The organism is Dictyobacter alpinus (assembly GCF_003967575.1).
Taxonomy (GTDB): Bacteria; Chloroflexota; Ktedonobacteria; order Ktedonobacterales; family Ktedonobacteraceae; genus Dictyobacter; species Dictyobacter alpinus.
In genome coordinates, this window is the sequence record NZ_BIFT01000002.1 from 2,671,487 (window position 1) to 2,695,149 (window position 23,663).

Annotated in this window: 22 protein-coding genes and 1 pseudogene; 12 read left to right on the forward strand and 11 right to left on the reverse strand. The window is 49.6% G+C overall.

What is annotated here, in order from left to right; translation table 11 throughout:
- Nucleotides 1-3: 3 nt before the first annotated feature.
- Entirely contained in the window at nucleotides 4-630 is a 627-nt protein-coding gene (locus tag EL633_RS33200) for a hypothetical protein (protein ID WP_126631496.1), read from the reverse strand.
- 585 nt (nucleotides 631-1,215) lie between these two features.
- On the opposite strand from EL633_RS33200, the gene EL633_RS33205 reads away from it, so the two are divergent.
- Entirely contained in the window at nucleotides 1,216-1,599 is a 384-nt protein-coding gene (locus tag EL633_RS33205) for a methionine-R-sulfoxide reductase (protein ID WP_174845190.1), read from the forward strand.
- An 88-nt stretch (nucleotides 1,600-1,687) separates the two neighbouring features.
- Here EL633_RS33205 and EL633_RS33210 read toward each other — a convergent pair whose 3' ends face one another.
- Together EL633_RS33210 and EL633_RS33215 are read right to left on the reverse strand one after the other, a co-directional pair.
- On the reverse strand, nucleotides 1,688-2,656 hold the full coding sequence (locus EL633_RS33210) for a DMT family transporter (protein WP_126631498.1): 969 nt from the start codon (nucleotides 2,654-2,656) through the stop codon (nucleotides 1,688-1,690).
- A 118-nt stretch (nucleotides 2,657-2,774) separates the two neighbouring features.
- Nucleotides 2,775-3,173, reverse strand: a complete 399-nt coding sequence (locus tag EL633_RS33215; protein ID WP_126631499.1) for a hypothetical protein — start codon at nucleotides 3,171-3,173, stop codon at nucleotides 2,775-2,777.
- Between the two features lie 305 nt (nucleotides 3,174-3,478).
- On the opposite strand from EL633_RS33215, the gene EL633_RS33220 reads away from it, so the two are divergent.
- Together EL633_RS33220 and EL633_RS33225 are read left to right on the forward strand one after the other, a co-directional pair.
- Nucleotides 3,479-3,736, forward strand: coding sequence for a hypothetical protein (locus tag EL633_RS33220; protein WP_126631500.1), 258 nt, complete (start codon nucleotides 3,479-3,481; stop codon nucleotides 3,734-3,736).
- A gap of 294 nt (nucleotides 3,737-4,030) precedes the next feature.
- Nucleotides 4,031-4,378, forward strand: coding sequence for an MmcQ/YjbR family DNA-binding protein (locus EL633_RS33225; protein ID WP_126631501.1), 348 nt, complete (start codon nucleotides 4,031-4,033; stop codon nucleotides 4,376-4,378).
- Nucleotides 4,379-4,432: 54 nt separating this feature from the next.
- Here EL633_RS33225 and EL633_RS33230 read toward each other — a convergent pair whose 3' ends face one another.
- Nucleotides 4,433-5,401, reverse strand: a complete 969-nt coding sequence (locus EL633_RS33230; protein ID WP_126631502.1) for a CPBP family intramembrane glutamic endopeptidase — start codon at nucleotides 5,399-5,401, stop codon at nucleotides 4,433-4,435.
- A gap of 75 nt (nucleotides 5,402-5,476) precedes the next feature.
- Nucleotides 5,477-6,037, reverse strand: coding sequence for a helix-turn-helix domain-containing protein (locus EL633_RS33235; RefSeq protein WP_126631503.1), 561 nt, complete (start codon nucleotides 6,035-6,037; stop codon nucleotides 5,477-5,479).
- 260 nt (nucleotides 6,038-6,297) lie between these two features.
- Here EL633_RS33235 and EL633_RS33240 point away from each other — a divergent pair, with 260 nt between their 5' ends.
- The 6 genes from EL633_RS33240 (at nucleotide 6,298) to EL633_RS33265 (ending at nucleotide 12,372) form a co-directional block, all read left to right on the forward strand.
- Entirely contained in the window at nucleotides 6,298-7,485 is a 1,188-nt protein-coding gene (locus EL633_RS33240; protein ID WP_126631504.1) for an RNA polymerase sigma factor, read from the forward strand.
- Nucleotides 7,486-7,488: 3 nt separating this feature from the next.
- The gene (locus EL633_RS33245) at nucleotides 7,489-8,769 is read left to right on the forward strand and encodes an MFS transporter (protein WP_126631505.1); all 1,281 of its coding nucleotides are present in this window, start codon (nucleotides 7,489-7,491) and stop codon (nucleotides 8,767-8,769) included.
- 165 nt (nucleotides 8,770-8,934) lie between these two features.
- Entirely contained in the window at nucleotides 8,935-9,735 is an 801-nt protein-coding gene (locus EL633_RS33250) for an alpha/beta fold hydrolase (RefSeq protein ID WP_246039313.1), read from the forward strand.
- A gap of 120 nt (nucleotides 9,736-9,855) precedes the next feature.
- Nucleotides 9,856-10,467 (forward strand): TetR family transcriptional regulator, encoded by a 612-nt coding sequence (locus tag EL633_RS33255; RefSeq protein WP_161982660.1) that lies wholly within the window; start codon nucleotides 9,856-9,858, stop codon nucleotides 10,465-10,467.
- Nucleotides 10,468-10,538: 71 nt separating this feature from the next.
- Nucleotides 10,539-11,516: an ATP-binding cassette domain-containing protein gene (locus tag EL633_RS33260; protein ID WP_218027632.1), complete on the forward strand. Its 978-nt coding sequence runs from the start codon at nucleotides 10,539-10,541 to the stop codon at nucleotides 11,514-11,516.
- Nucleotides 11,517-11,610: 94 nt separating this feature from the next.
- The gene (locus EL633_RS33265; RefSeq protein ID WP_126631508.1) at nucleotides 11,611-12,372 is read left to right on the forward strand and encodes an ABC transporter permease; all 762 of its coding nucleotides are present in this window, start codon (nucleotides 11,611-11,613) and stop codon (nucleotides 12,370-12,372) included.
- A gap of 47 nt (nucleotides 12,373-12,419) precedes the next feature.
- On the opposite strand, the gene EL633_RS33270 is transcribed toward EL633_RS33265, so the two are convergent.
- The 6 genes from EL633_RS33270 to EL633_RS33295 all read right to left on the reverse strand — a co-directional run bounded on the left by EL633_RS33270 (nucleotide 12,420) and on the right by EL633_RS33295 (nucleotide 19,111).
- The gene (locus EL633_RS33270; RefSeq protein WP_126631509.1) at nucleotides 12,420-12,992 is read right to left on the reverse strand and encodes an NADPH-dependent FMN reductase; all 573 of its coding nucleotides are present in this window, start codon (nucleotides 12,990-12,992) and stop codon (nucleotides 12,420-12,422) included.
- A 78-nt stretch (nucleotides 12,993-13,070) separates the two neighbouring features.
- A complete protein-coding gene (locus tag EL633_RS33275) occupies nucleotides 13,071-13,766 on the reverse strand; it encodes a hypothetical protein (protein ID WP_126631510.1) in 696 nt (231 codons plus the stop codon).
- A gap of 316 nt (nucleotides 13,767-14,082) precedes the next feature.
- Complete coding sequence (locus EL633_RS33280) at nucleotides 14,083-14,277, reverse strand: hypothetical protein (RefSeq protein ID WP_126631511.1); 195 nt, start codon at nucleotides 14,275-14,277, stop codon at nucleotides 14,083-14,085.
- 214 nt (nucleotides 14,278-14,491) lie between these two features.
- Entirely contained in the window at nucleotides 14,492-15,649 is a 1,158-nt protein-coding gene (locus EL633_RS33285) for a sensor histidine kinase (protein WP_126631512.1), read from the reverse strand.
- Nucleotides 15,615-16,115: a response regulator gene (locus tag EL633_RS33290; RefSeq protein ID WP_218027633.1), complete on the reverse strand. Its 501-nt coding sequence runs from the start codon at nucleotides 16,113-16,115 to the stop codon at nucleotides 15,615-15,617. The genes EL633_RS33285 and EL633_RS33290 overlap by 35 nt, the downstream gene beginning before the upstream one ends.
- A 20-nt stretch (nucleotides 16,116-16,135) precedes the next feature.
- Complete coding sequence (locus tag EL633_RS33295; protein ID WP_126631513.1) at nucleotides 16,136-19,111, reverse strand: PAS domain S-box protein; 2,976 nt, start codon at nucleotides 19,109-19,111, stop codon at nucleotides 16,136-16,138.
- A 597-nt stretch (nucleotides 19,112-19,708) separates the two neighbouring features.
- Between EL633_RS33295 and EL633_RS33300 the strand changes: the two genes are divergently transcribed.
- The 3 genes and pseudogenes from EL633_RS33300 to EL633_RS33315 all read left to right on the forward strand — a co-directional run bounded on the left by EL633_RS33300 (nucleotide 19,709) and on the right by EL633_RS33315 (nucleotide 23,600).
- Complete coding sequence (locus EL633_RS33300; RefSeq protein WP_161982661.1) at nucleotides 19,709-20,281, forward strand: histidine phosphatase family protein; 573 nt, start codon at nucleotides 19,709-19,711, stop codon at nucleotides 20,279-20,281.
- Nucleotides 20,282-20,553: 272 nt separating this feature from the next.
- Nucleotides 20,554-21,084, forward strand: a pseudogene (locus tag EL633_RS37735) (GrpB family protein).
- 245 nt (nucleotides 21,085-21,329) lie between these two features.
- Entirely contained in the window at nucleotides 21,330-23,600 is a 2,271-nt protein-coding gene (locus EL633_RS33315; protein WP_126631516.1) for an ATP-binding cassette domain-containing protein, read from the forward strand.
- The last annotated feature ends 63 nt before the right edge of the window (nucleotides 23,601-23,663 follow it).

Genomic DNA, 23,663 nt, shown 5'->3' on the forward strand with positions numbered 1-23,663 from the left:
TACTCAATGTGTTTGCAGGACAAATGTCCCTTTTTCATTGTGGAAGCGCACATGATTATTTTGAAATGAGACATCCATATCCATCTGCTTGCTTCCGGCGCTGCCAGGTATGAAGTTGATATTGACCGGGACCAGATCGGCCTGCGCTCCCCATATCTGTGGACCCAGGAAGATGCGGGCGTGCGCAGGATCTCCACCGGGCATCTCGATGATTTCGACCCGGCCATGATCGTTCAGGGCGATAAAGTGGCTGGGAGTGGTGCCGCTCTCATGGCCCACAAACGCGTCGGTCTGGACGGTTCTTGGCCGTCCATAGCGCATATCATCATAGGTAGTCATTCCCCAGCCAATAGCTTGCTGGGCCAGCCAGAACACGAGTAGCATGCCGAGCATGGTCAGGCCAGCGATCAGCGACCAGTGAAAGTTATGCCTCTGTGCGTATGGCTGTTCCCTGTGCTTTGTTAACTTCTTCGCAGGAGCGTGACTCCCGGTTGTATGTACTTCCTGTCTAGGAAGTGTCCTTGACGCTCTGGGCGTCACAAAGCGCACCTCTTCCGTCTCTGCCCCGATCGGCCGATGGCGCAGCGCACTCGGTCGTGTAATCTCTGATGTCACCACTGGTGCTGGCATAACAATCTCCCCTCTTACTATAAATGAATCAGTAGCTAGATAAAAACAAAGAAATAATCACATTTCCGAGAGGGAGGTAGAACCATTCTCTTATACAAAAGTGTAGCTGATCAGCCTGGATGGCCGCTAGTAGTTTATCCACAACTTTTTGTTGAACTATGTGGAAGCTTTGTGTACAACTCCTGAAGACATGTGTATAAGCGGTGTAATCCTGTGGATAACCTATGTTTAGAGTATATTGGGTACACTGCAGTGTGCCCATTTTTGCAACGATATGCATACCATCGTGGACATGCTCAGGTACTTTGACATAGGGTGAGGAGATGGCGATTATGATTTTAAACAGGTGCTTTGACAGGGGGCGAGGAGACGGCCCACGTGAACGTCCCTCATCATGATCATGTTGGGGATGATCTATCGTGACTTGAGATGTATGAGGGGATGGGCCCATGGCTACGCTTGCAAAAAAATGAATGGCACCCTCCTGGGAACACAAACTTGACTGTTCATTGTTATATACATTAGCATCATGTAGAGATGTTTTTTTAGAGCTACAATTCCATACAATTAAAGGAAGAGACATACATGAACAAATTGACACCTCAAGAAGAGCGGGTAATTCTGCATAAGGGGACTGAGGCCCCATTTAGAAATGAATATGATGAATTTTTCGCAGATGGAACATTCATCTGTCGTCGTTGTAACGCTCCTCTTTTCTCTTCGGAGAGCAAGTTCAATAGTGGCTGTGGCTGGCCCGCCTTTGATGAGAATTATCCTAATGCTGTACGCCGCGAGACGGATGCCGATGGTTACAGGACCGAGATTACGTGCGCTAATTGTGGCGGCCATCTGGGACATGTCTTCACAGGTGAGCGTCTGACGGCCAAGAATACACGTCACTGCGTCAACTCTCTGTCGATCCGCTTTATCCCTAAAGGCAAGGAAATTCCTGCTACTATTCACGAGTAGTTCTTACTATAAATAAAGCGAGCGGTCTGGTAACTTTGCCAGGCCGCTCGCTTTATGTGAGGACTATATTATCTATCCTCTGTGGAAGTTAGTATACTTCGCTTTCACTTTTGCTGGATTGTGATGGCTCCTGTGACTGAAGCGCATCCTCTCCATGTAGCAATGCAGGCTGCTTGCGACCGGATCCAATTTTGCGTGGTAAGCGCAGTCCGACCACAAAGCCGGTTCCCAGTAGAATAATCCCGAAGCCAATAAAAGTACTTAGAGTTACCGTTTCATGCAAGAAGAGGGCGCCCCAGAAGATACTGAAGAAGGGTACCAGAAATGTCACAGTCATCGTATTGGTAGGTCCAACATTCTCAATCAGGCGGAAATAGAGCAGGTAGGCGAGGGCCGTGCACACCAGCGCCAGACCAGCGACCGAGATGATCACAGAGAGATCGGGAACGTGCCGAGCTGGGAATGCAGCTGTAAACGGCAGCAAAAACAGGCCCGCCCCTAGCTGACAGCAAGCCGTCATCGCCAGTGGACTGGCACCTTTCATATAGACTTTTGTATAGACGCCGCCAACTCCATAGAATGCTGAGGCGCCCATCATCGCCAGGATGCCCAGGATTACTCCCGATGTAAGTGGCAGTGGGCTCCAGCCTACCAGTATCCCCACACCAATAATTCCCAGTAGCAGCCCCAACATCTTTTTAAGGGTCAGGCGATCCTTGATCCATAGGGCCGCCACAATTGCGCCGAACAGTGGTGTGGTTGCATTAAGAATCGCAGCCAGTCCGGCCGTCAGAAACAGTTCTGACGTCGCTATAAGCGTAAAAGGTAGCGCTGAATTGATAATACCTACAATCAGATAATGCCGCCAGCGAGCGCGCAAATCCAACGGCCGTCCGATAGCTTTGACGTATAGTAGCAGGGCCAGGCCCGCGATCATTGTGCGTAGTTCGATTAATACTACCGGTCCAAGTACGGGAGACGCGATACGCATAAATAGAAACGAGCCGCCCCACATCACCGCCAGCAAGAAAAGCATCCCAATGTCTTTGACTTTCATACTCGATTGTCCTCAAGTTCTGTCCAGCTCATGTGACTTTTTCAGTACAAGAGTTAGTATAGACGAGAATGGTTGAGGATGCTATCCGAATCTTGCGGTGATAGTAGATAAACGTCTATCAATCTACTGGTAAGTTTCTGAGCTGGCGTATAAATTTCTTGCGCCCCATTCCGACCCGGCCTGATGTCTCTGCTGCAGGTAAGTGGCCCAGAAAAGTAAGAGGACGACCTTGATCATCCAAGGTGTAGAATCCGTTATACTTTCGTCCTCCAAGCGCTATGGAGGTGGCGATGAGTGGTAAAAAAAGCATCATCATGCGCACAATGGGTGATACTGCTGGCCGCACGCGTGGATCAACAAACCAGCCCAGGCTACGTTCGAATGGCGAAATAACCAGATAATAGAAGATATGTTTGCGGGTCACCCCATAGCCAATGTTGTTTTCTTCGGCAGTTCTGCGCGGCCAATAAGAGGTGATGATTAGTTTCTTCGGAAAGCGTTGATCAATTTTTTTCATTGAGAATCCCTTCTATACATATCATAAGCAGAGCTATAATAATACTTTAATCTATCCAGTAGCGACCTGTACTAAATTTAGCTTATGTGATGAAACGTTACTTATAATACGTCCGTGATTCTATTTAGTTACTAAATCATATTGATTCATAGCAGCCGAATAAGTAGAGGTTACGAAATATGGATCTGAGTGCTTCAATATGGACAAAATGTCTATACCGTAACAGAGCATAATTATGGTATGCTCATAGAATAGAATACTACTCTGGTACATCTCAATGTCGAGATCAAGCGAGGAAGATGAAGATGAGTGTTTTTGAACAACTAAAAAATTTATTCATGGATGATCTTCAGGCATTACGCCAATTGAAGAAACATGGCTGGTTTGTCTGGCCGATGGAACGGGTTGTCAAGCAGGAGCATCTAGGACGTTGTTGTTATCTGGCGGAAGAGTTATTAAGCGAAGATGAACTGCAGCAGATGAAAGCGCAATTGGCCCTTTCGAATCTTCAATGGCATAGTTTAAAGACGAAAGTCTCTGGCGATCGTCATGCAAAGTCATAAGATATTCTCGTTTCACTTATAAATGTGTACCGTCTTAGCCAGCGTTTTCCTCTCTATTTTATGGTTATTATATCTACTTTGATAAACCTTTGAGAGCAGAAGACGCTGGCTAAAACATGTCTTTTTTTGTGTTGGAAATGCGAAAGTTCATATCTGGATACTATAGATAACGTGCAAAGCAAGCAGCAGGCTAGATAAAAGTCCTGGTCGGTTTAGCGCACTTGCATTTCTTTTTGCTTTAGGGCATACTGGAACTAGAAATAAAGTTCTAATGTTGTGAGGAGACGAAAAGGGATGCAGGAAGATCCAATTGAGCGTTTGCGCGCGTTCTGTATGGCTTTACCGGAGGCAACCGAGGGTGGTGGAGTAGGGAATCCTACTTTCCGGGTGCGAGATAAGATTTTCGCGATGCAACATCCAGTGGATGGTCGTATGACGGTCTGGTGCAAGGCGCCAGCGGGCGCGCAGCAGGCGCTGGTCAATTCTGATCCTACCCAGTTTTTTGTACCACCCTATGTGGGGGGTAAAGGCTGGATCGGTCTGTGGTTTGATATCGATATTGACTGGGAGATGGTCAATGATCTGGTCAAAGATAGTTATCGCCTTATCGCCCCCAAACGTCTGGCGGCCCAACTTACATAGATCTCAGCAGGTAGAGAAAAGGATGAGGAAAGATATATCCTCATCCTGAGTGCTTTAGTTCTCTTTGGGATTTTCTGTGGACGGTGCTGTTTGCTGAACCGTGGGTTGCGCAAGGCGTCTGGTCAGGATCAGCCAGGCGGCGAAAACGAACCAGGGAAGCAGTCCTATCAGCCCCAGTGGGGCTCCGATGTAGAGATTACCTGTAGTGATGGCGAAGCCAAAGGCGGCGCTTGCTACCGAGTTGATGGTGGCGTGGGCCAGGACGGCTGGCCAGATGCTGCCGGTCCGCAGGCGTAGCCAGGTGAAGAGTATGCTATATGCGATGGTAGTGAGCATGAAGAAGAAGACGCCAAGGAGAGGATAGAGGCCACCAAACTCGTAGCCGTCCAGCACGATCAATGGTGCATGCCAGAAGCCCCAGATGACACCCAGCAGTAGCGTGGCTTTGATGGGTCCAAGTGGCAGGAGCCGTGGTAGCAGGTAGCCACGCCAGCCAAACTCTTCTCCAAAGGTGGCGATCATAGTGACCAGTACACCTATAGTGCAGGCCTCTACAATGCCTAGCCATCCTACCAGGGTCGTTGAGCCCAGTGTTCTATTCTGCGCAGGCAGCACTTTCAACAAGGCCTGTACTTTGCCTGCCATGTCCCATTGCTGGAGATTGAACAGGATCGCCAGTGTAAATCCGACTGTCAGTAGCGCAATCGGTACGACATAGGCCGCCACATAAAACAGCCAGGTGTGCTTTTGTCCCTTGAGCTCTTTACTGCGCAGACGTAAGCCGGCATCGGCAAAGCCTTCATGGCGTATGAGGCGTACCAGGAGACAGGCTACGGCAGGACCAAACATGCCGAGTGCGGCCCGTGTAGTAAAGGGCACTCCAAGCTGCTTGAGCAGGATAAACATGATCCAGGCAAAGGCATAAGCCGCCAGTAAATACCAGGCAACGCCTTTCCAATTTACGTGTTGAGATGCTGTTTGTGCGGTAGGATTAATTGTGTGGGTCGTGCTGTCTATGTTCATATCTTATTCCTCCGAGTTTCCTTACTGCTATAGAAGAAAGATCTATATATATAGAGCATCAATCGTTAAGAGATACTAATCAGAATTTTTGTTAGCTTCATCCTGTGTCTGTTCGGATGGTGGCATCGACATAACAATGGTGTTAAAAAGGCGCTGCCTCCGTTCAGGGCCTGGTTGATAGGCAAGCCAGGGCTGGAAGAAAGTGCCGAGCTCTTGCAGAAACTGTTGGAATTCCTGATCACTTAGATGCAATAGCGCCTGGCGCATACCCATGTCGTTGTAGTCACGATCCTTTTTTTGCTGTAAGTATTGAGCATAATCGCCGATCAAGACGCTGACAAAGAGCTGGAACATATGCATTAGTTCGTCTGCGGTCATTTGTGAAAGATCCTCTGTACCCAGCACTGAACTGCCCTCGACTAGTGCATATGTTTTCTCATAGGTACCACGCTTCTGCTCCTCTTTGACCACCTGTAGGATTTCTGCTTTCACCAGCAGATTCAAATGGTGATAGAGCGTCGGAGTTGCTACATCGGCCATCTGCTTCGCCAGTTGCTGCGTGGTTTGAGCCTGCCTGCTAATTAAACCTATTATCCGCATCCGCACTGGATGCATTAATATATCTGCCTTCGCCATGCTCTTTCCCTTCTCTATAGATTACTATAAATATTTATAATAATCTACAAAAAAATAATAATATAAAAAAAGAGAAATGTCAACCAATCACGTGTGATGTTATCTGGCTTTATTGCATTCGACACGGTAAAATGGCTCAAAAATAAGCGAAAGTAGTTAGCGCTGCCAGAAAGAAACTTTTTTACGTGAATTTTGGTGGGTGTTGTGCGACATAGAGGTGATGGTAGCAATATCAATATCTTTTAGCAAGGTTGAAATGCATGGATAAGCAGATTTTGCAAGTAACGAGCGCGTTAGAGGGTGAACTCCTGTCGGAGCGTGCGCGCATTGTCCAATTATGTGCTTCTATTACGGGAAATGTTGATATCGCCGAGGATCTGGCGCAGGAGGTACTATTAGAGGCGTGGAGCCATCTGCATATGTTGCGTGATGTGGATAAACAAAAGCAGTGGATGAATGGTATTACGCGTAATGTGTGTTTGCGTTGGGCCAGGCGAACAGGCCGTGAGCCGGTGCAGCCACTGTTGCTCCAGGATGAAGATGGAGATGAATACAATGCGGCCGATTTCCTTGCGGATGATTATGATATAGAGGTCGCGTTGGAGCATAAAGAATTAATTGAGCTACTCGATCGCGCTCTGGCCTTGCTACCAGTGGAGACGCGGACGGTGATGATCCAGCGCTATATTGAGGAAACTCCGCTGGCGGAGCTGGCGGCCCGCATAGGTGCGCGTCCGAATGCGCTTGCGATGCGCCTGCAGCGTGGTAAGCTGGCTTTGCGCAACCTGTTAACTGGTGAGTTGAGCCATGAGGCGCAGGCATGGCTGGAATTCGTGAGAAAAACTGCTAGCGAGTGGGAAGAAACCAGCCTCTGGTGTGTGCTGTGTGGACAGCAACGTTTGCTGGGAACGATAGATGCTCAAGCAGGCTTTGTGCGTGTCAAGTGTCCCGTATGTTGTTCTCATCCTGATGATGTCATCACTTCCAGCTATCTGCCTCAGACTTTACGGGGCATACAGAGCTATAAGCCTGCGCTGCGGCGTGTCTTGCGCTGGGTTGATACCTTCTATGGTTCAGGACTTGAGCGGGGGTATGTTGCCTGTACCCATTGCGACAAAACTGTACCTGTCAGGTATGAGTTACCGATAACGGCACCAACCTGGCTGAAAGGGAGTTCCCGACTACATCATACTATCAATACGTCCTGTCCGTTCTGTGGTTCGGACAACTGGGCGGCACTTGATTGTTATGCTCTGGCCGCACCAGAAGGACTGCGTTTCTGGCAAAAACATCCACGCATGCGTCTGTTGCCGATCAACGAAGTTGAGGCCCAGGGCCGTCCCGCGCTGCTGGTGACCTTTGAGAGTGTCAAAGAACGGGCCAGCTTTTCAACGCTTTTTGAGCGGGAAACATATCGGAAGCTAGATACTTTCACGGAGGAAAATTGATATATGCTGGCTGCGACTAACGATAAGCACCCCTTCTCAACCGAGACGGATCCAGGACAGGCCCCGGTGCATGTGCCACTGTACGCTTTTTATGTTGCTAATTGTATCTCGCTGGTCGGAGATCGTTTGACGATGCTGGCCGTTCCCTGGTTTGTGTTGCAGACAACCGGTAGTATCGAGCAAACGGCGTTGACTGCGGCCATTGCTACCCTGCCTCTGATACTCTCATCCTTCTTTAGTGGGATTCTGGTTGATCGCCTGGGCTACAAACGTACAAGCGTGCTGGCGGATATTGCCAGTTGCGCGTGTACGCTGGCTATACCGCTGCTGTATATGCTGGCCAGCCTGCCTTTCTGGTTACTGCTAACCTTTGTTTTTCTGGGTGGCTTGCTTAAAGCGCCTGGAGAGGTGGCGCGCTCTTCGCTCTTGCCAGAACTGGTACGAGAGGCGCGGGTACCGATGGAGCGCGCCACGTCGATCAGCGATGGTCTAAGCCGCCTGGCAGGCTTATTAGGAGCGCCATTGGCGGCCTTGATCATGGTCTGGGTTAGCGCGAATAATCTCCTCTGGTTGGATGCGTTCTCCTTCGCGGTATCAGCGATACTGATTGGTCTCATGGTCCCTCGTAAGCTATCCCGCTCGCATACAGCGGGCGCGAACAGTGGCATACACCGTTATCTGGCAGAGCTACGTGAAGGGCTACAATTCATTGCGAGAGATACATTAATACTCTCTATTCTGATGACCGTCCTGATCACAAATCTACTGGATAGTGCTCTTTTCTCAGTCATTTATCCAGTATATGTGCATACCTACTTTCAGAGTCCCTGGCCGCTCGGTGCCCTGATTGGTGTCTTCGGGGGAGCCGCATTCCTAGGCACGCTTATCTATGGAGCGATTGGACATCGGCTACCACGTCGGCTCACGCTAGGCATATCTTTCACCCTGGGTGGTGGCACGCGCTTTCTGGCCCTGGCCTTCTTCCCATTTCTTCCATTTCTGTTAGTTGTACAGGCCGTGACCGGGCTGGCCATTGGACCCATCAATCCATTGCTTATGACGCTAGGCTATGAGCGCATCCCTGAGCAGATGCGCTCACGTGTACTCGGAGTTATCGGCGCAGCTAGCCTGGGTGGGATCCCCATTGGTGTCCTCTTGTCAGGCTATCTGGTTAGCTGGCTTGGCATGCAGATGGCACTGATTATTATGGGAAGTATCTACTTGTTAGTGACGCTTGCACTGCTAGTAAATCCAGCATTGAAGAAGATGGAGAGAAAAAGTTGATAGGCATCAATGCGCTACTGTCCTGAGGATCGTATCCGTTTGGCACCAACTGTGATCTCTCACGTAAGCTCGTATAGTATTCTTCCGATTTTATCTTTGCAAATAGAATAGAAGATTAGCGATCATTACTCTGTTATAATGAAACATTGAAGGAGTATTTTGATAATGGCGGCTAATACACATAATCCAACTGGAAATCATGCACCCGTAAATGGCATCAACCTTTACTATGAGGTTCATGGTACTGGCAAGCCCTTGATCATGCTTCACGGTGGTTTTGGCACCTTTGATATGTTCTCAGCACTCTCGCCCACACTGATGCGTGAACATCAGGTTATCGGTGTTGATCTTTATGCCCACGGACGGACCGCGCTGACCGATCGTCCTATCGATTTTGCCCAGATGGCCGATGATATCGCTGGCCTGATCGATTACCTTGAACTTGAGAAACCGGACATCCTTGGCTATTCGCTTGGAGGTCTCGTAGCGCTTCAGACCGCCATCCGCCACCAAGAGCTCATCAACAAACTCGTGCTTATCTCCATTCCCATCAAGCATACCGGCTGGTATCCAGAAGTGCAGGCAGGCATGGGCGCTATTAATGTTGATGGACTGATTAGTACTCCTGTCTATGATGCTTATAAGCAGGTTGCGCCAAAGCCAGAGGATTTTGCAGCCTTTGTAGGTAAAATGAAGGAAGGTATGAGCCGGGAATATGACTGGACCGAGGCTGTTTCGACTTTAAAGCTGCCTACTCTGATCATAGCCGGCGACTCTGATTCTTTCGCGCCTGCTCGTGCCGCGGAATTCTTTGCCCTTCTCGGTGGAGGCTTGAAAGATGCTGGCTGGAGTGGCGAACACATGGTCCCTTCTCAACTCGCCATCCTGCCGGGTGTTACTCATTACAACATTATTTTCCAACCGGATCTCCTCCTACCAATCATCTCCTCTTTCCTGAACAAGTAACACGCAGACATCTGGTGAAGATCTAGTTTATCTCACCAGATGTCTTATACAATGTTGAAGCTTGACACAATATACATACATATGGTATGTATATATGTGAAGGAGCTTGATGACAGTCCTATGCGTAAGACAAAAGAAGATGCCGCCCTTACCCGTAAACGCTTGCTGGATGCCGCGCTAGAGAGTTTTCACACCAATGGCTATGCGGCCACCACGCTTGAGGATATTGCCCGGCGGGCCGGGATCACGCGTGGGGCCATCCAGTGGCATTTTGGCAGTAAGGCTGATCTTTTTAATACGCTTGTGCGCGAATGCTATCAACGGGTGGCAACCCAATTTCAGGCTATCTATACGCAGGGAGGAACCCCATTGCAAGCGCTACGTCGGATCCTTTTGAGCTGGCTGACCTATCCCGAGCAGGATGCTGATTTTCGTAGTATGTTGGAATTGACCTTGTTGAAGACGGAGGTTTCGCCTGAACTCGCTGAGGGTATGCAGGAGAAAATTCAGGGCAATCGTGCCTCTATCCAATTCTTTGCTGGCCTGATCCAGCAGGGGATCGCCGTTGGTGAGATTCGGCCCGATGTGCGTCCAGAGGCGGCTGCGACCGCTGCGCTGGGCATTATTAACGGTATGACCTCGCTCTGGTTGGTTGATCCTACGTCCTTTTCGCTTCAGAGCTATGCGGAAGATGCCGTGGACCTTTTTTTACAGGGTATTGCTCGCGTATAGGAGCTCTCTTTTTTTTGCTATTATACATACATGTGGTATGTATATATTTTACGTAAAGGAGAAATTATCATATGGCGTTGATCGATCTTGAGGATGTCTGGAAGCGCTTTCGCGTGCGAAGCGCTGTGGTTGAGGCGGTACGGGGGCTGGATTTGCACGTAGTTGAGGGCGAGATATTTGGTTTCCTGGGTCCAAATGGGGCTGGAAAATCGACCACGGTACGTATTCTAGCGACACTGCTCAAGCCAGATCAGGGCCGGGCTCGCGTGGCCGGCTTTGATCTGGCACGCCAACCTGCCCGGGTACGCGAGTGTATTGGTTATGTCGGACAGGTCAGGGGGAGCGGTGATGGCGCGACCGGTCGTGCACATATCCTGTTTCAGGCTCATGCTTATGGTATGGCTGGAACTGCGGCACGTCAGCGAATGCAGGAACTGGTGGCGCAATTCGCTATGGAGACCTTTATCGATCGACCTATCCGTACTTATTCGGGAGGTCAGCGCCGCCGCCTGGATCTGGCGCTGGGTATCGTGCATCGACCAAAGATTCTGTTCCTGGACGAGCCCAGCCTGGGCCTTGATCCACAGAGTCGGGCCTATCTCTGGGATGAAGTGCGCCGCTTGCATGCCCTGGGCACGACGGTTTTCCTGACCACGCATTATCTTGAGGAGGCTGACAGCCTGTGTGATCGTCTGGCGATCATCGATGGTGGTAAGATCGTGGCCGAAGGTACGCCAGCCAAGCTCAAACAGCAGATCGCGGGCGATGTTGTGACGTTTCGCCTGACACGTCCAGAGACAGCAGTGGAGCAGGCGCAGCAATTATTGCGTAACCAACCAGGCGTCCGAGAAATGAAGAGTGACCAGGCAGAATTATATGTCTATGTGGATCAAGGTGAAGAAGCCTTGGTCGTCCTGCTGCATCTGCTAGAGGGCGCAGGCATTGCGGTACAGAGCGTCGCCCTGACCCGTCCATCGCTCGACGATGTCTTCCTGCAACAGACAGGACGCTCGCTGCGGGAGGATACTGCCAACGCGATTAGCTTGTAATTGCTCTTGCTCTTATGAATTACCATCTTTCGATATATGCTGTATATGTTCATCCAATGTATGCTGTATACCTTCAGCACAAGGAAGGATCGCCATGAAACTATTACGCGACACCTGGCTGCTATTCTCCTGGATCATGGGGCAGACCCTGCGTAATCCAGTCTGGCCTCTCATCGGACTCTTCCAGCCGTTATGCTATCTTTTCCTCTTTGCGCCGCTGTTACAATCCGTTTCAGGTGTGCCTGGCTTTCCAGCGGGAGGAGCCCTGACCGTCTTCACACCTGGAGTTCTGGTTATGATGGCCCTCTTTGGGTCCGCCTTTACCGGCTTTGGCCTCGTCGCCGAACTGCGCTCAGGTTTTATTGAACGCCTGCGCGTCACCCCCCTCAGCCGACTTGCACTATCCCTTGGCTATCTCCTCCGAGATTGTGTGGTACTCCTGCTACAATCGATTCTGCTTATAGCCATAGCGTTGCCACTAGGAGTACACATCAATTTGGCTGGTCTGGTGCTGACCCTGGGCCTGTTGATCCTGCTTGCGCTCTGCCTTTCCTCATGTTCTTACGCCCTCGCGCTCCTGCTCAAGGACGAGAACGCCCTTTCATCCATCCTCAATACCTTAAGCTTGCCAATCTTCTTACTTTCAGGCATAACCTTGCCCTTGACGCTGGCCCCACCAATCCTGCGCCTGCTGGCCAGATTTAATCCCTTTGCCTATGCAGTCAACGCGGCCCGAGCACTCTTCACCGGTAATCTGGCCAGCGGCGACGTTATCCAGGGCTACCTGCTGATCGGCCTGCTGGCCCTAGTCGCGATCTTCTGGGTGACCCGTACATTCCAACGCGCCACCGTTTAGGGAGGCAACGTGCCTCTAAGCCTCCAGGATAGCTTTCCTGACAGCATTTAGTTGGCTACAGGGGTGGCGCGTAGCGTTTTCAGCGCGCCGCCCCAGGCGATAAGCTGATCGAGCATCGTATTGACTGCCTCCCCCTGGAATGAGCGTGGCTGAAAGAGTGTGTAGTCCTCGAAATCGGATGATAGGGAGATCGCGACCTGACCTTTCACGTCGGCGACCTGGATCTCGCCCATGACTAGCCGTAGATGTTCTACCGCGCGTGCCCCACCTATATATCCATAGCCAACAAAGCCTGCAGCTTTATTGTTCCATTCACTATAGAGATGATCAATAGCGTTCTTGAGTACGCCGGATGGACCATGGTTGTACTCGGGCGTCACAAAGATGTAAGCATCGAAGCTAGCGATCTTCTCTGACCATGCTTGCAGGTTTGCTTGATTGTGTGGCTCCATCTCTGTGGATACTTCTTCACCGAGATGTGGCAGCTTAAAATCTTTGAGATCCACCAGTTCCGCCTCCACCTCACTATGACTTGCCGCAATCTCCCGCACCCAGCGAGCTATCACCTCGCCTTTACGTTTCTGGCGCGTACTTCCGATGATGATGGCTAGTTTGATCATGATTATTTTTCCTTGTGTGTTTATAGCATTAGTTTGTTGTTTTACACTAATAATCTTTCATGCTGTGCGGACATTACATCAATCTTTATAGTCCGTATACGTATACGTAGCGGCAAGACGATAATAGGTTCCATGACCGGTAAAGGTAATCGGCTTAATCCGGCGTCGTGAATCCATCGCGGCCTTGTAATCTGCTACTGAAAGCCACTCAGCCACATTAAAAAAGTGGAACGGCGTCTCGCTGGCAAGCCCGGCTACGGCCTGAGTATCTATTTCATAGAGTCCTGGTCCTAACGCCCCATCGGTACGAGCCATATCCGCCACAACGCGCCTGTACTCTTCGCGCATCTTCTCCTCCTCACCTTCAGGAACCTCAAAAGGAACGATAAAAGTAAATTCCTGTCCCGTTTTAATTTCTTGTAGTCTTTCAGCCTGAACTGCCTGACCGATACCGCCATACAGACGATAATAGGCTGGATAGGAAGGGAAGGATATGTTTTGTTTGACCAGATCTATGTGCCTGTCTGCTCGATCATATGTGTTTGCGTCCCATTCAATGATAGTGGTAAAGCGGAAGCGCGTCTCTAGCCATTTCATATTGAAGATATGATTTTCCACATATGTTGTGACCTCAGGACTCCATGCGTAGAGTCGGGCACGCAAAAAGCCGGGCGTATGGCTGAATGATTCTACTGTGGCAGGCCATTGTTGCTGGAAAATTTTATCCTGTTCTTCTGGCACGCGAAAAGGAATGATCAGTGTTTGTGCTGGCATTGTCGTAAGACCCTTTCTATTCAAGCTTAGTTTCTCTAGTTCGTGATTACTGTTTTAGTATAGGGTGTAAAAGGTTTTATACTCACTGTCCAAAAGCAGTGATAGTTCCTGTACAAAGGGTCAGAAATGAGGAGGAGGAATTTTTAGTGCCCATGCTTGAATAGTGGCGGGGCTATTGTTTGAGTTTGATACGCATTCTGGATGCGCTGTGGCTTCTTATTTGGCCAGGTGTTAGCGACCTGTGTTCTGGTGATTGAGGTGGATAGATTATAGCCAGAAGGAGGGTGAAGCAGGTCGCATAAACGTATACAAATTTTTACATCTTTTGGCGTAGCCATTCAACGGCCAGTTCAAATTTTTGTATCCCACTAAAACTCCTGCTATCACCGGCATTATTATCTAGTAGAATGACGTCTGAACTATTTTCAGGACTATCACTAATCCATCTGATTTCATAGCCAAGTTCAGATGCCAGCATATTCATTAATAGTACTGCCAGTCCTTTTCTCATCTTGTGCTCCTTTGTGTATAGGCATGTATGTATCTGTTCTACAAAGTATACATCTTCTATAGCTGTATCCGCTTCTTTTTCTCTTTGAGAAGGACAAAAGGACATTGCTGATTAAAAAATAAAGACGCTTGCCGCTTTGTGTTTGTTCTGGCGTAGCTTGAGAGAATGGTTCAAGAGAAGGGGAGGGTCCTTTCTCTTGAACGGTTGGATGGGGTTAGCTCGCATCCTGTTCGTCTGTGTTCTCAATATGTTCGCGGTCCAGGGGGAGGGTGAAGTAGAAGGTGGAGCCGCAGCCCTCTTCGCTTTCTACCCAGATTTTGCCTTCTTGACGATGGATGATTTCAGAGGCAATGTAGAGGCCCAGGCCAAGTCCTGAGATGGCTTGCTGCCTGGCATCGGTGAGGCGATAAAAAGGATCAAAGATTTTCTCTTGTTTGCCTTTTGGGATACCTGGTCCAAAATCCTGAATGCCCAGAGTTACAGAGTCGTCATTGGCGGTCGTTTTGATGATGATACGATCGCTGGCGGGCGCGTATTTGATGGCATTCATCAATAAGTTAGTTATTACCTGACCAATACGCCCACGATCGCCCCAGACGGTTTTGTTGGTTTCACCATCGCGTAGGAGCAGATGTTTCTCTGTAACTGGCTGGATCTCTTCGATCAGTTCCGCGACCAGCTCATCAAAGGCAAAGTAATCCTCGCGAAACTGGAGTTTTCCACCTTCGATGCGGGTGACATCCTGGAAATCGCTGATGAGGTCGGTCAGCTTATTAATCTGTGTATTCATGCGTGAGGTGGTGCGCACTACCTGCTCGTCACCACTGAGTAGGAAGCGCTTGCGCAGAATCTGGGCATGGGCCTTTAAACTGGTTAGAGGCGTGCGCAGTTCATGAGCCACCATGCTGATAAACTCATTGCGCTTCTTCTCCAGTTCCTGGCTGGCAAGTTGCTCACTGATCAATTTTTCGCGTTCGCGCTCAGCTTTTTTACGCTCAATCGCATAACGAATAATACGACGGAGCAGATCCTCTTGCAAATTTTCCTTTGATATATAGTCGTCCGCGCCAGCTTGCAGGGCCATGATATCGATTTCAGATTCATTGGCACCCGTCAAGAGCACAATTGGCAGTGCATAGCCCATGCTACGTGCCTTCTTGATCAGCTCAATACCATTCTGAGCGCCCAGACGATAGTCGAGTAAACACAGGTCATGCTGGCCGGCCAGCATCCTGGTGAGTCCAGCGTTCGGATCGCTCTCCCATTGCAGGTCGTATTTAGCATGGCGCATCCTGGTGAGCACTTTTCGGAGGAGGATATAATCCTCCTCGTCGTCCTCAATGAGTAGAATCGTCGTTCGCTGTAGTTCCATACGTGCCCTTCTTTGATTTGTCTGGCAAGGTGACAACCTCAAACCAATATTTTCCCAGCGCTTGCATGACTTCGATCAATTTGTCAAAGGTTACTGGTTTCGTAATAAACGAGTTAACACCTAATTTATAGGAGCGATAGATGTCTTCTTCTGCCTTTGATGTCGTGAAGACCACGATGGGAATATCTCTGAGTTCGGGATGATTTTTGATCTCACGCAGTGCCTCGCGTCCATCTTTTTTGGGCATGTTGAGATCTAGTAGAATCAAGCCAGGCAATGGGGCATCCGTGTTATCAGTATTGGTATATTTGCCGCGATGGAGCAGGTAATCTAATAGTTCTTCTCCATTACTAACACTATATAAAGTATTGAGCAATTTTCCTTTTTGTAATGCTTTCTGGGTCAGAAGAATATCATCTTCGTCATCGTCTGCCATTAAAATAACGATGCTATTGGAATTCATCATGGAATGTCTACATCCTTTGTTTAATGCGTTACTGGCAAGGTCACAATAAAGGTGGAACCCTCGCCAATGGTGCTGGTAGCAGTAATGGTACCGCCATGCCGCTCTACAATTTTGCGTACAACTGCCAGGCCAATGCCTGTGCCTTCGTATTCTGTCCTCCCATGTAAACGCTGGAAGACAGTGAAGATCCGATCCAGATATTTCTCGTCAAAGCCGATGCCATTATCCTGGACCGTGAGAATGCAGTTGGGCCCACTGTAGAATTCGTCTAGCTGGCTGTTTTCTTCAATGGTGGCCGAGACTTTGATGACCGGAGGCACGTTGGGACGATGGAATTTTAGCGCATTGCCCAGCAGGTTTTGTAGGACCTGATAGAGTTGCCGTGAGTCAGCCTCAATGGTAGGCAATTCGCCCAGTTCGATCGTGCCTTGTGTCTCCTGAATGCGTGTTTCCAGATCCTCTATCACATCACGTGCAACCAGATCCAGGCTGATCGGTGAGAAGGGGAGCGTCTTGGTGGCGACTCGCGAGAAGGTGAGCAGATCATCGATCAGGACACGCATACGAGCGGCCGCGTTCCTCATGCGATCCAGATACTCTTTTCCATCACTGATTTCCGCACCGTATTCTTCTTCAAGCAGATTACCAAAGGCTTGAATCTTACGCAGCGGTTCCTGCAGATCATGTGAAGCCACATAGGCAAATTCCTGGAGCTCCTGATTACTGCGTTCAAGATTCGCATTGAGCATACGCAACTCATCGGTACGCTGGGCGACGCGCTCCTCCAGGTTCGCATTTAAATCCTGTAGATTATGGTAGATGCGGGCGCGCTCAATCGCCGTCGCGACGCGGCTGGCCAGTTCCTCAACGATATTCAGGTCTCCCATGGTATAGGAGCCGCGTTCGCGCGAGGCGACAAAGGTGATGGTGCCCTCAATCTGGCCCTGAACGGTGAGCGGCATCACTATTGCGGATTCCGCGTGCAGGGCGCGTAGCAGGCTCTGTTCGGTGGGATCATAGGTGAGCTCTTGCAGATCCTTGTCGTTTAGATGAGTGTAGAGCGCTGGCGTCTTTTCCTCTCTGATACTGGCAATCACCGCTGGAATGGTCACGGTGGCAGGATCTTCCAGCTTAAAGTTCAGTTCCTGGGTTTTCAGCAGTGTATCGGGATAAGAGATGCGTAGTGGTTGAATGCCGGCTTCGGTGCTATGCAGGTCGATGCGACACCAATCGGCGATAGCTGGAATGGCGTTTTTGATTACATGAACCAGTACTTCTTGATAGTCCATTGAGGCAACCAGCAGTTTACTGGAGGATGCAATAAAGCCAACCTGCTCCAGTGTCTTCGCCAGTTGTAGCTCGGCCTCTTTACGTTCAGTGATGTCGATATTCACACCAAAGACACGTTCTGCACGTCCATTTTCATCTTTAGCAACTTCACCTTTACCAAGCATCCAGTGTTGTGAGCCATCGGGCCAGACGACCCGGAACTCCACATTATATGGGGGGCCACCGTTGATCGAGCCTTGCAGGCTTTCCTCGGCTCGTGCCAGGTCGGCTGGATGGACACGTTGTGCCCAGTTTTCGTAGCGACCCTCAAAACCGCCTGCGGGCAAGCCATAGAGCGCTTCCAGTTCGGGGGTCCAGATAATCTCGTTTTTCGCGATCATCCACTCGAAGGTGCCGATATGGGCGGCTTGCTGAGCCAGTTGTAGTCGTTGTTGACTCGACCTCAAGTGATTACGATTGCGAATCTGCTCGGTAACTTCGACGGCATGTACCATGATACCATTGATTTCTCCATTGGTATCACGGGCTGGTTGATAGACAAAGTTAAAGAATCCCTCTTCTAAATGTCCATTCAGTTTGCGATCAATCATCACAAGTACTTCATTGCCATGGAACGCCTTGCCTGTGGCGTACACTTGATCCAGCAACTCATAGATACCCTGATCAGCTACTTCTGGTAGGGCCTCACGGATCGTCTTGCCGATGAGTTCGCGGTTTCCAACGATTTGCATGTAGCGCGAATTGGCGAACTCAAAGACATGTTCAGGTCCTTTGAGTAGACATACGAGGGCAGGTACCTGCATGAAGAGATCGTAGAGTCGCTGGCGTTCAGCCTCGGCTTCCGCATGTGCCTGCTTTTCGGCGGCCAGCAGGTGAACTCGTTCTTCCTCTATCAACTTGCGGTCAGTGATGTCGCGGGTCACGCTCAATATCGAAATCATCCGCCCCCTGGCATCGAATTCAGGTGCCAGATTTGCTTGATAGAAACGCCGGCCAGTCGGACCCGTAAAATCCAGGTCCAGTTCAAGTGGTTTTTGCGTGCGGAACACTTCCGCTATCGCATGCTGCCAGCGCCGATTATGTTGCTCGGGAAACCCATTTTCTGCATGGGTCTTACCAACAATCTCTTCCTGGGCACGACCAGCGACCTTGCAGCCAGCCGGATTAATATAGAGGAAGCGGCCAGCGCGATCATAGCGTGTAATGATGTCTGGAGCGTTCTCCACCACCGCCATAAACGCCTGACGCTGATGATAGAGATCCTCTTCCAACTTCTTGCGCTCGTGGATATCTTCTATCACCGAAATAAAATACTGTGGTGTCCCATCTTCATCGCGGGACAGCGCGGCCGTCAGATGGGCCCAGACCAGATGGCCATCCTTGTGTATATAGCGCTTGTCCATGGAATAAGTAGAAATTTCACCGGCGACAAGCTGTTTAATATAGGCCAGATTTGCCGCCAGATCTTCAGAAAACGTCATTTCTTGAAAGGTCATGCCTATCAATTCATCGCGTTGATAGCCAGTGATGTCGCATAGCCTCTGGTTCACATAGAGCCATCTGCCGTCCAGCGCCACATGCGCCATGCCAACCGCTGCCTGCTCAAAGGTAACTTCAAAGCGGTGTTCAGTTTGCCTGACTGCGGATCGCAGTTCCGAGATGGTTGAAGTCTCTTCCTGCGGGGCGGGATCAGGTAATTTTGCCATACGTATTTCTTCTCTCTTCTCTTCTCTTCTCTTATCCCTGGACCAGACTGGCCAGGTGGGTTTAGCCTGGATTGTGTATGCCACACCTATCGGCACCAGACAGTCTACTGTCAGCGTGTTGCCTTGAAACGCTAATATCTGTGGCCCTATTATACCTCACAATCTAAACTATTCGATAGCGAAAAACACTCCCTCTATAAATGATCAGCGAAGAACAAACTGCCATGGAAAGAACAAATTTTCGCGTAGTATAAATTATAGTTTATCGACTATACCATGTACAGGCCACTCGCTTTAGGATCTCTGGATCTCTTCTGGTACTTTTTTACTATATATCCATAGAGAGCTATCCATAAAGTTTTTGGATATCGGCCGGATCGGCAAAGAACAGGACATTGCCACAAATAGGACAAGGGGGCAGATCACGTGGATACTCTTTCATCTTTTTATCCTCAACAAATAACGCAAAAGATCGCATAATACTACTACCTATGATACGTTTCCCATTGTATAATGGATGCCCATCTTGAAAATTAGCTTTTCGCATGTTAGACTCCGGCTAGAAATGTTAGATTATAATTGAGGATTATGGCGCGAATGCTGACAATATTTTATTCCCCGCATGCGACCAGTATTGATAATGAAGCGAAACGCGCTTCTGGTTATGTAGATGTGCCCCTCTCAGAAGCTGGTCTGCAACAAGCTAAGAGCCGTGGAGAGCACTATGCTCAGGTGACATTGGATGCTATCTATAGTTCTGATCTGCAACGTGCCTGGAGGACCGCCGAGATTGCCTTTGCTAGCCGTGGACTCCCTATGTATCGTGATGCCAGGTTGCGTGAATGCGATTATGGGGATATGACACAATATCCCATTGAGCAAATAGATGAAGAATTTCCACAACGTATCGTTGAGCCATTCCCTCATGGGGAGAGTGTCGTCATGGCTGTCCAACGCGTCGGTACCTTTTTGCGCGCTGCCTTACGCGATTATGATGGTAAAACCATTGTCGTGATTGGTCATCGTGCAACCCGCTATGGCCTGCTCTATTGGTGTAATAACCCATCATCGCTTGCAGATATCGTCAATGCGCCCTGGGAATGGCGCGATATTCCCATCTGGCGCCACGAAATCCATGCACACGACCTGGATAGAGATATAACGGTTTAATATAGAACGGATGACCATGATCATGTTGGGTCCGAAATGTTGCTACGTGAGATGTATTGGGCCTTGCGTGTGGTATACGCTCGGACCGTTTCTAGAGGCGGTTGCTTCGTATGCTTGCGATGGAATGGGATCTCCCACTTGATTCTGGCCCGTTGTGTGCTGTGTTACGATATTTTCTGGCTCATCTATGCTTATTGTAATTCCACAAAGACTTTTAGGGGGATTTGATGATCACTATTGTTCCATATGATACAGATTGGCCTGAGCAGTTTATGCTGGTGGCCCGGCCGTTACGTGCGGCGTTAGGCGATCTGGCATTGCGTATTGACCATATTGGATCTACATCCGTGCCTGATCTGGCGGCGAAAGATATTATTGATGTGCAGATTACGGTTGCGGATTTTGCCTGTACGCCACAGCTGGTGACTCTTCTTGGCACGCTCGGTTACACACAGGCTCCTGGAATCGTGAGCGATCATGTCCCGCCCCTTTATGAAGGACCAGCTACAGATTGGGAGAAGCGCTATTTCCGTCAACCAGCTGACCTGCGTCCGATGCATCTGCATGTCCGGGCGTAGGGACGCCCCAACCAGCGCTACCCGATCTTATTCCGCGATTACTTACGCAGCCATCCAGTTGCTAGTGCCGCCTATGGCTTGATCAAGACCAATCTCGCTAGCCGGCATGCCGATGATATAGAGTTCTATTATGATATCAAGGATCCTATCTGTGACATCATCATCGATGCTGCTGAAGACTGGGCCCGCACAAGCAACTGGCAACTTGGCCCCTTTGATATCTAGTCCCTTGAGCAGAGATCTCTCCATGTCTACTCAGCATTATAGAGTTTGCCAGACTTCATTAAACGGCCAGAAAGAGCAAGATCTGATAAGTTTTTTCGCCTTGATTCTGCTATAGTGTACTCTGCAATAGTCTGGGGCGTTGCCATATGCGCTAGCGGGTTCGCAGAGGATAGAAGGAAGAAAGATACGCCCTCAACTTTTTTTTCTAGCCCATGTTTTTTATGCAAAAGGAAAGGCTTAAGCCTATGTCACAGGAATATATAGAGATCCGGGGTGCTCGCGAGAACAATCTAAAGAATGTCTCGTTGCGCTTACCTAAGCGCAAAATCACGGTTTTTACTGGTGTCTCGGGTTCAGGCAAGTCTTCTATCGTCTTTGATACTATAGCTGCTGAGGCGCAGCGCCGATTGTATGAAAACTTCAGTATGTTTGTGCGGAACTTTCTGCCGCGCTATCCCCAGCCAGATGCGGATGCGATTGAGAATCTTAGTATGGCGGTGGTTGTAGATCAGAAACGTCTGGGTGGTGGCTCGCATTCTACAGTTGGTACGATCTCTGATATTGCACCATTGCTGCGGGTCTTATATTCGCGCGGTGGTACGCCTTATGTTGGCTATGCCAATGCCTTCTCCTTTAATGATCCACAGGGTATGTGTCCAGAGTGTAATGGGGTGGGTCGCAAGATAGGAGTAGATACTGATGTACTGGTGGATCGCTCGAAGTCGCTAAGCGAGGGGGCCATTATTGCGCCCGGCCTGGCTAATTGGGAACGGGGTAGCTACTTACGCTCTAATCTGTTCGATAAAGATAAAAAATTGTCCGATTACACTAAAGCTGAAATAGATCAGTTGTTGTATGGCGGGCCCTTTAAGGTTCCGATGGATATCAACGGTGAGCCTTTGCAGGTTACGTATGAAGGTGTAGTGGTCAAGTTTAATCGCAAGTTTATCAATCGCGACATCAAAACCCTGTCGGAGCGCACGCGCAAAAATGTCGAGCCATATCTGACAATGGCGCCATGTCCTTTGTGTAAGGGTTCACGACTGAGCCAGGCGGCGCTGAGCTGTAAAATCAATGGCTATACTATTGCGGACCTGGCTTCTATGGAGGTGGATGAACTGATTGCTGTTGTCAAGGAGATACGGAATCCGGCGCTGGCTCCGATTGTGGATACGCTGGCTGAACGTTTGCAGCATCTGGTGGATATCGGCCTGGGCTATCTTAGCCTGAATCGCGAGACCGATACGTTGTCTGGTGGTGAATCCCAGCGCGTAAAAATCGTCAAGCATCTGACCAGTGGCCTGGTAGATACACTATACATTTTCGATGAGCCCAGTGTCGGCCTGCATCCACGGGATATCCATCGTATGAATGGCTTGCTGCGCGCCTTGCGGGATAAGCATAATACGGTACTTGTGGTTGAACATGATCCTGCGGTCATGCAGGTGGCTGACCATGTGGTTGATATGGGACCACATGCCGGTAGCGATGGTGGCAAGATTGTCTATGAGGGTACTTTCGCGGGTCTCATGGAGGCTGATACCCTGACGGCACGCTATCTTAAACATGGTGCCTCGCCAAAGAGCTCGTTTCGAGCGGCAAAAGGCAAGCTGTCAGTCAGCCATGTGACGATCAACAATCTGAAAGATGTCAGTGTAGATATTCCTACAGGCGTCCTGACGGTCGTTACAGGTGTAGCCGGATCCGGCAAGAGCTCGCTGATCAATCAGGCCTTCCTGAAGCGCCATGAGGGCGCGATCGTGATTGACCAATCGGCGGTTGGAGTCTCGACGCGCTCCAATCCTGCAACCTATACTGGAATTATGGATGAGCTGCGTAAGGCCTTTGCGGCCGCTAACAAAGTGGATGCGGGCCTGTTTAGTTTCAATTCCAAAGGGGCGTGCGATAACTGCCAGGGCCTTGGCGTGACCTATACCGATCTTGCGTTCCTAGATAGTGTGGCCTTGCCATGTGAAGTCTGCCAGGGTAAGCGCTTCAAAGAAGAGGTGCTGACCTATCACTTGCATGGCAAATCCATTGCCGATGTGCTCAACATGACTATCCAGCAGGCGCTGCCCTTCTTTAAGATACGCGGCATCACCACAAAGTTGCAAGCGCTGAGCGATGTTGGCCTGAATTACCTGACGCTCGGCCAGCCGCTCAGCACCCTGTCTGGTGGTGAATGTCAGCGCATCAAATTGGCCGGTGAACTGCACAAGCATGGCAGTATCTATGTACTGGATGAGCCAACCACCGGCCTGCACATGTCCGATATCACGCATTTACTGGAGATCATGAACCGTCTGGTTGATGGCGGAAACACCGTTATTGTCATTGAACACAACCTCGACATCATTTGCAATGCCGACTGGATCATCGACATGGGACCTGAAGGCGGCAACAAAGGTGGTAAGGTCATCTTTGAAGGGACCCCACGCCAACTCCTCGACGCCCACCATTCCCTGACCAGCCAATATTTGCTTCGCGATGAGCATATAGCGGTGGTCGCGGAGTAAGCCGTTATCCTAAAAAGCAAGAATCAGCAGCCGTTTTAAACGGCCACTGATTCTTGTTGGGGG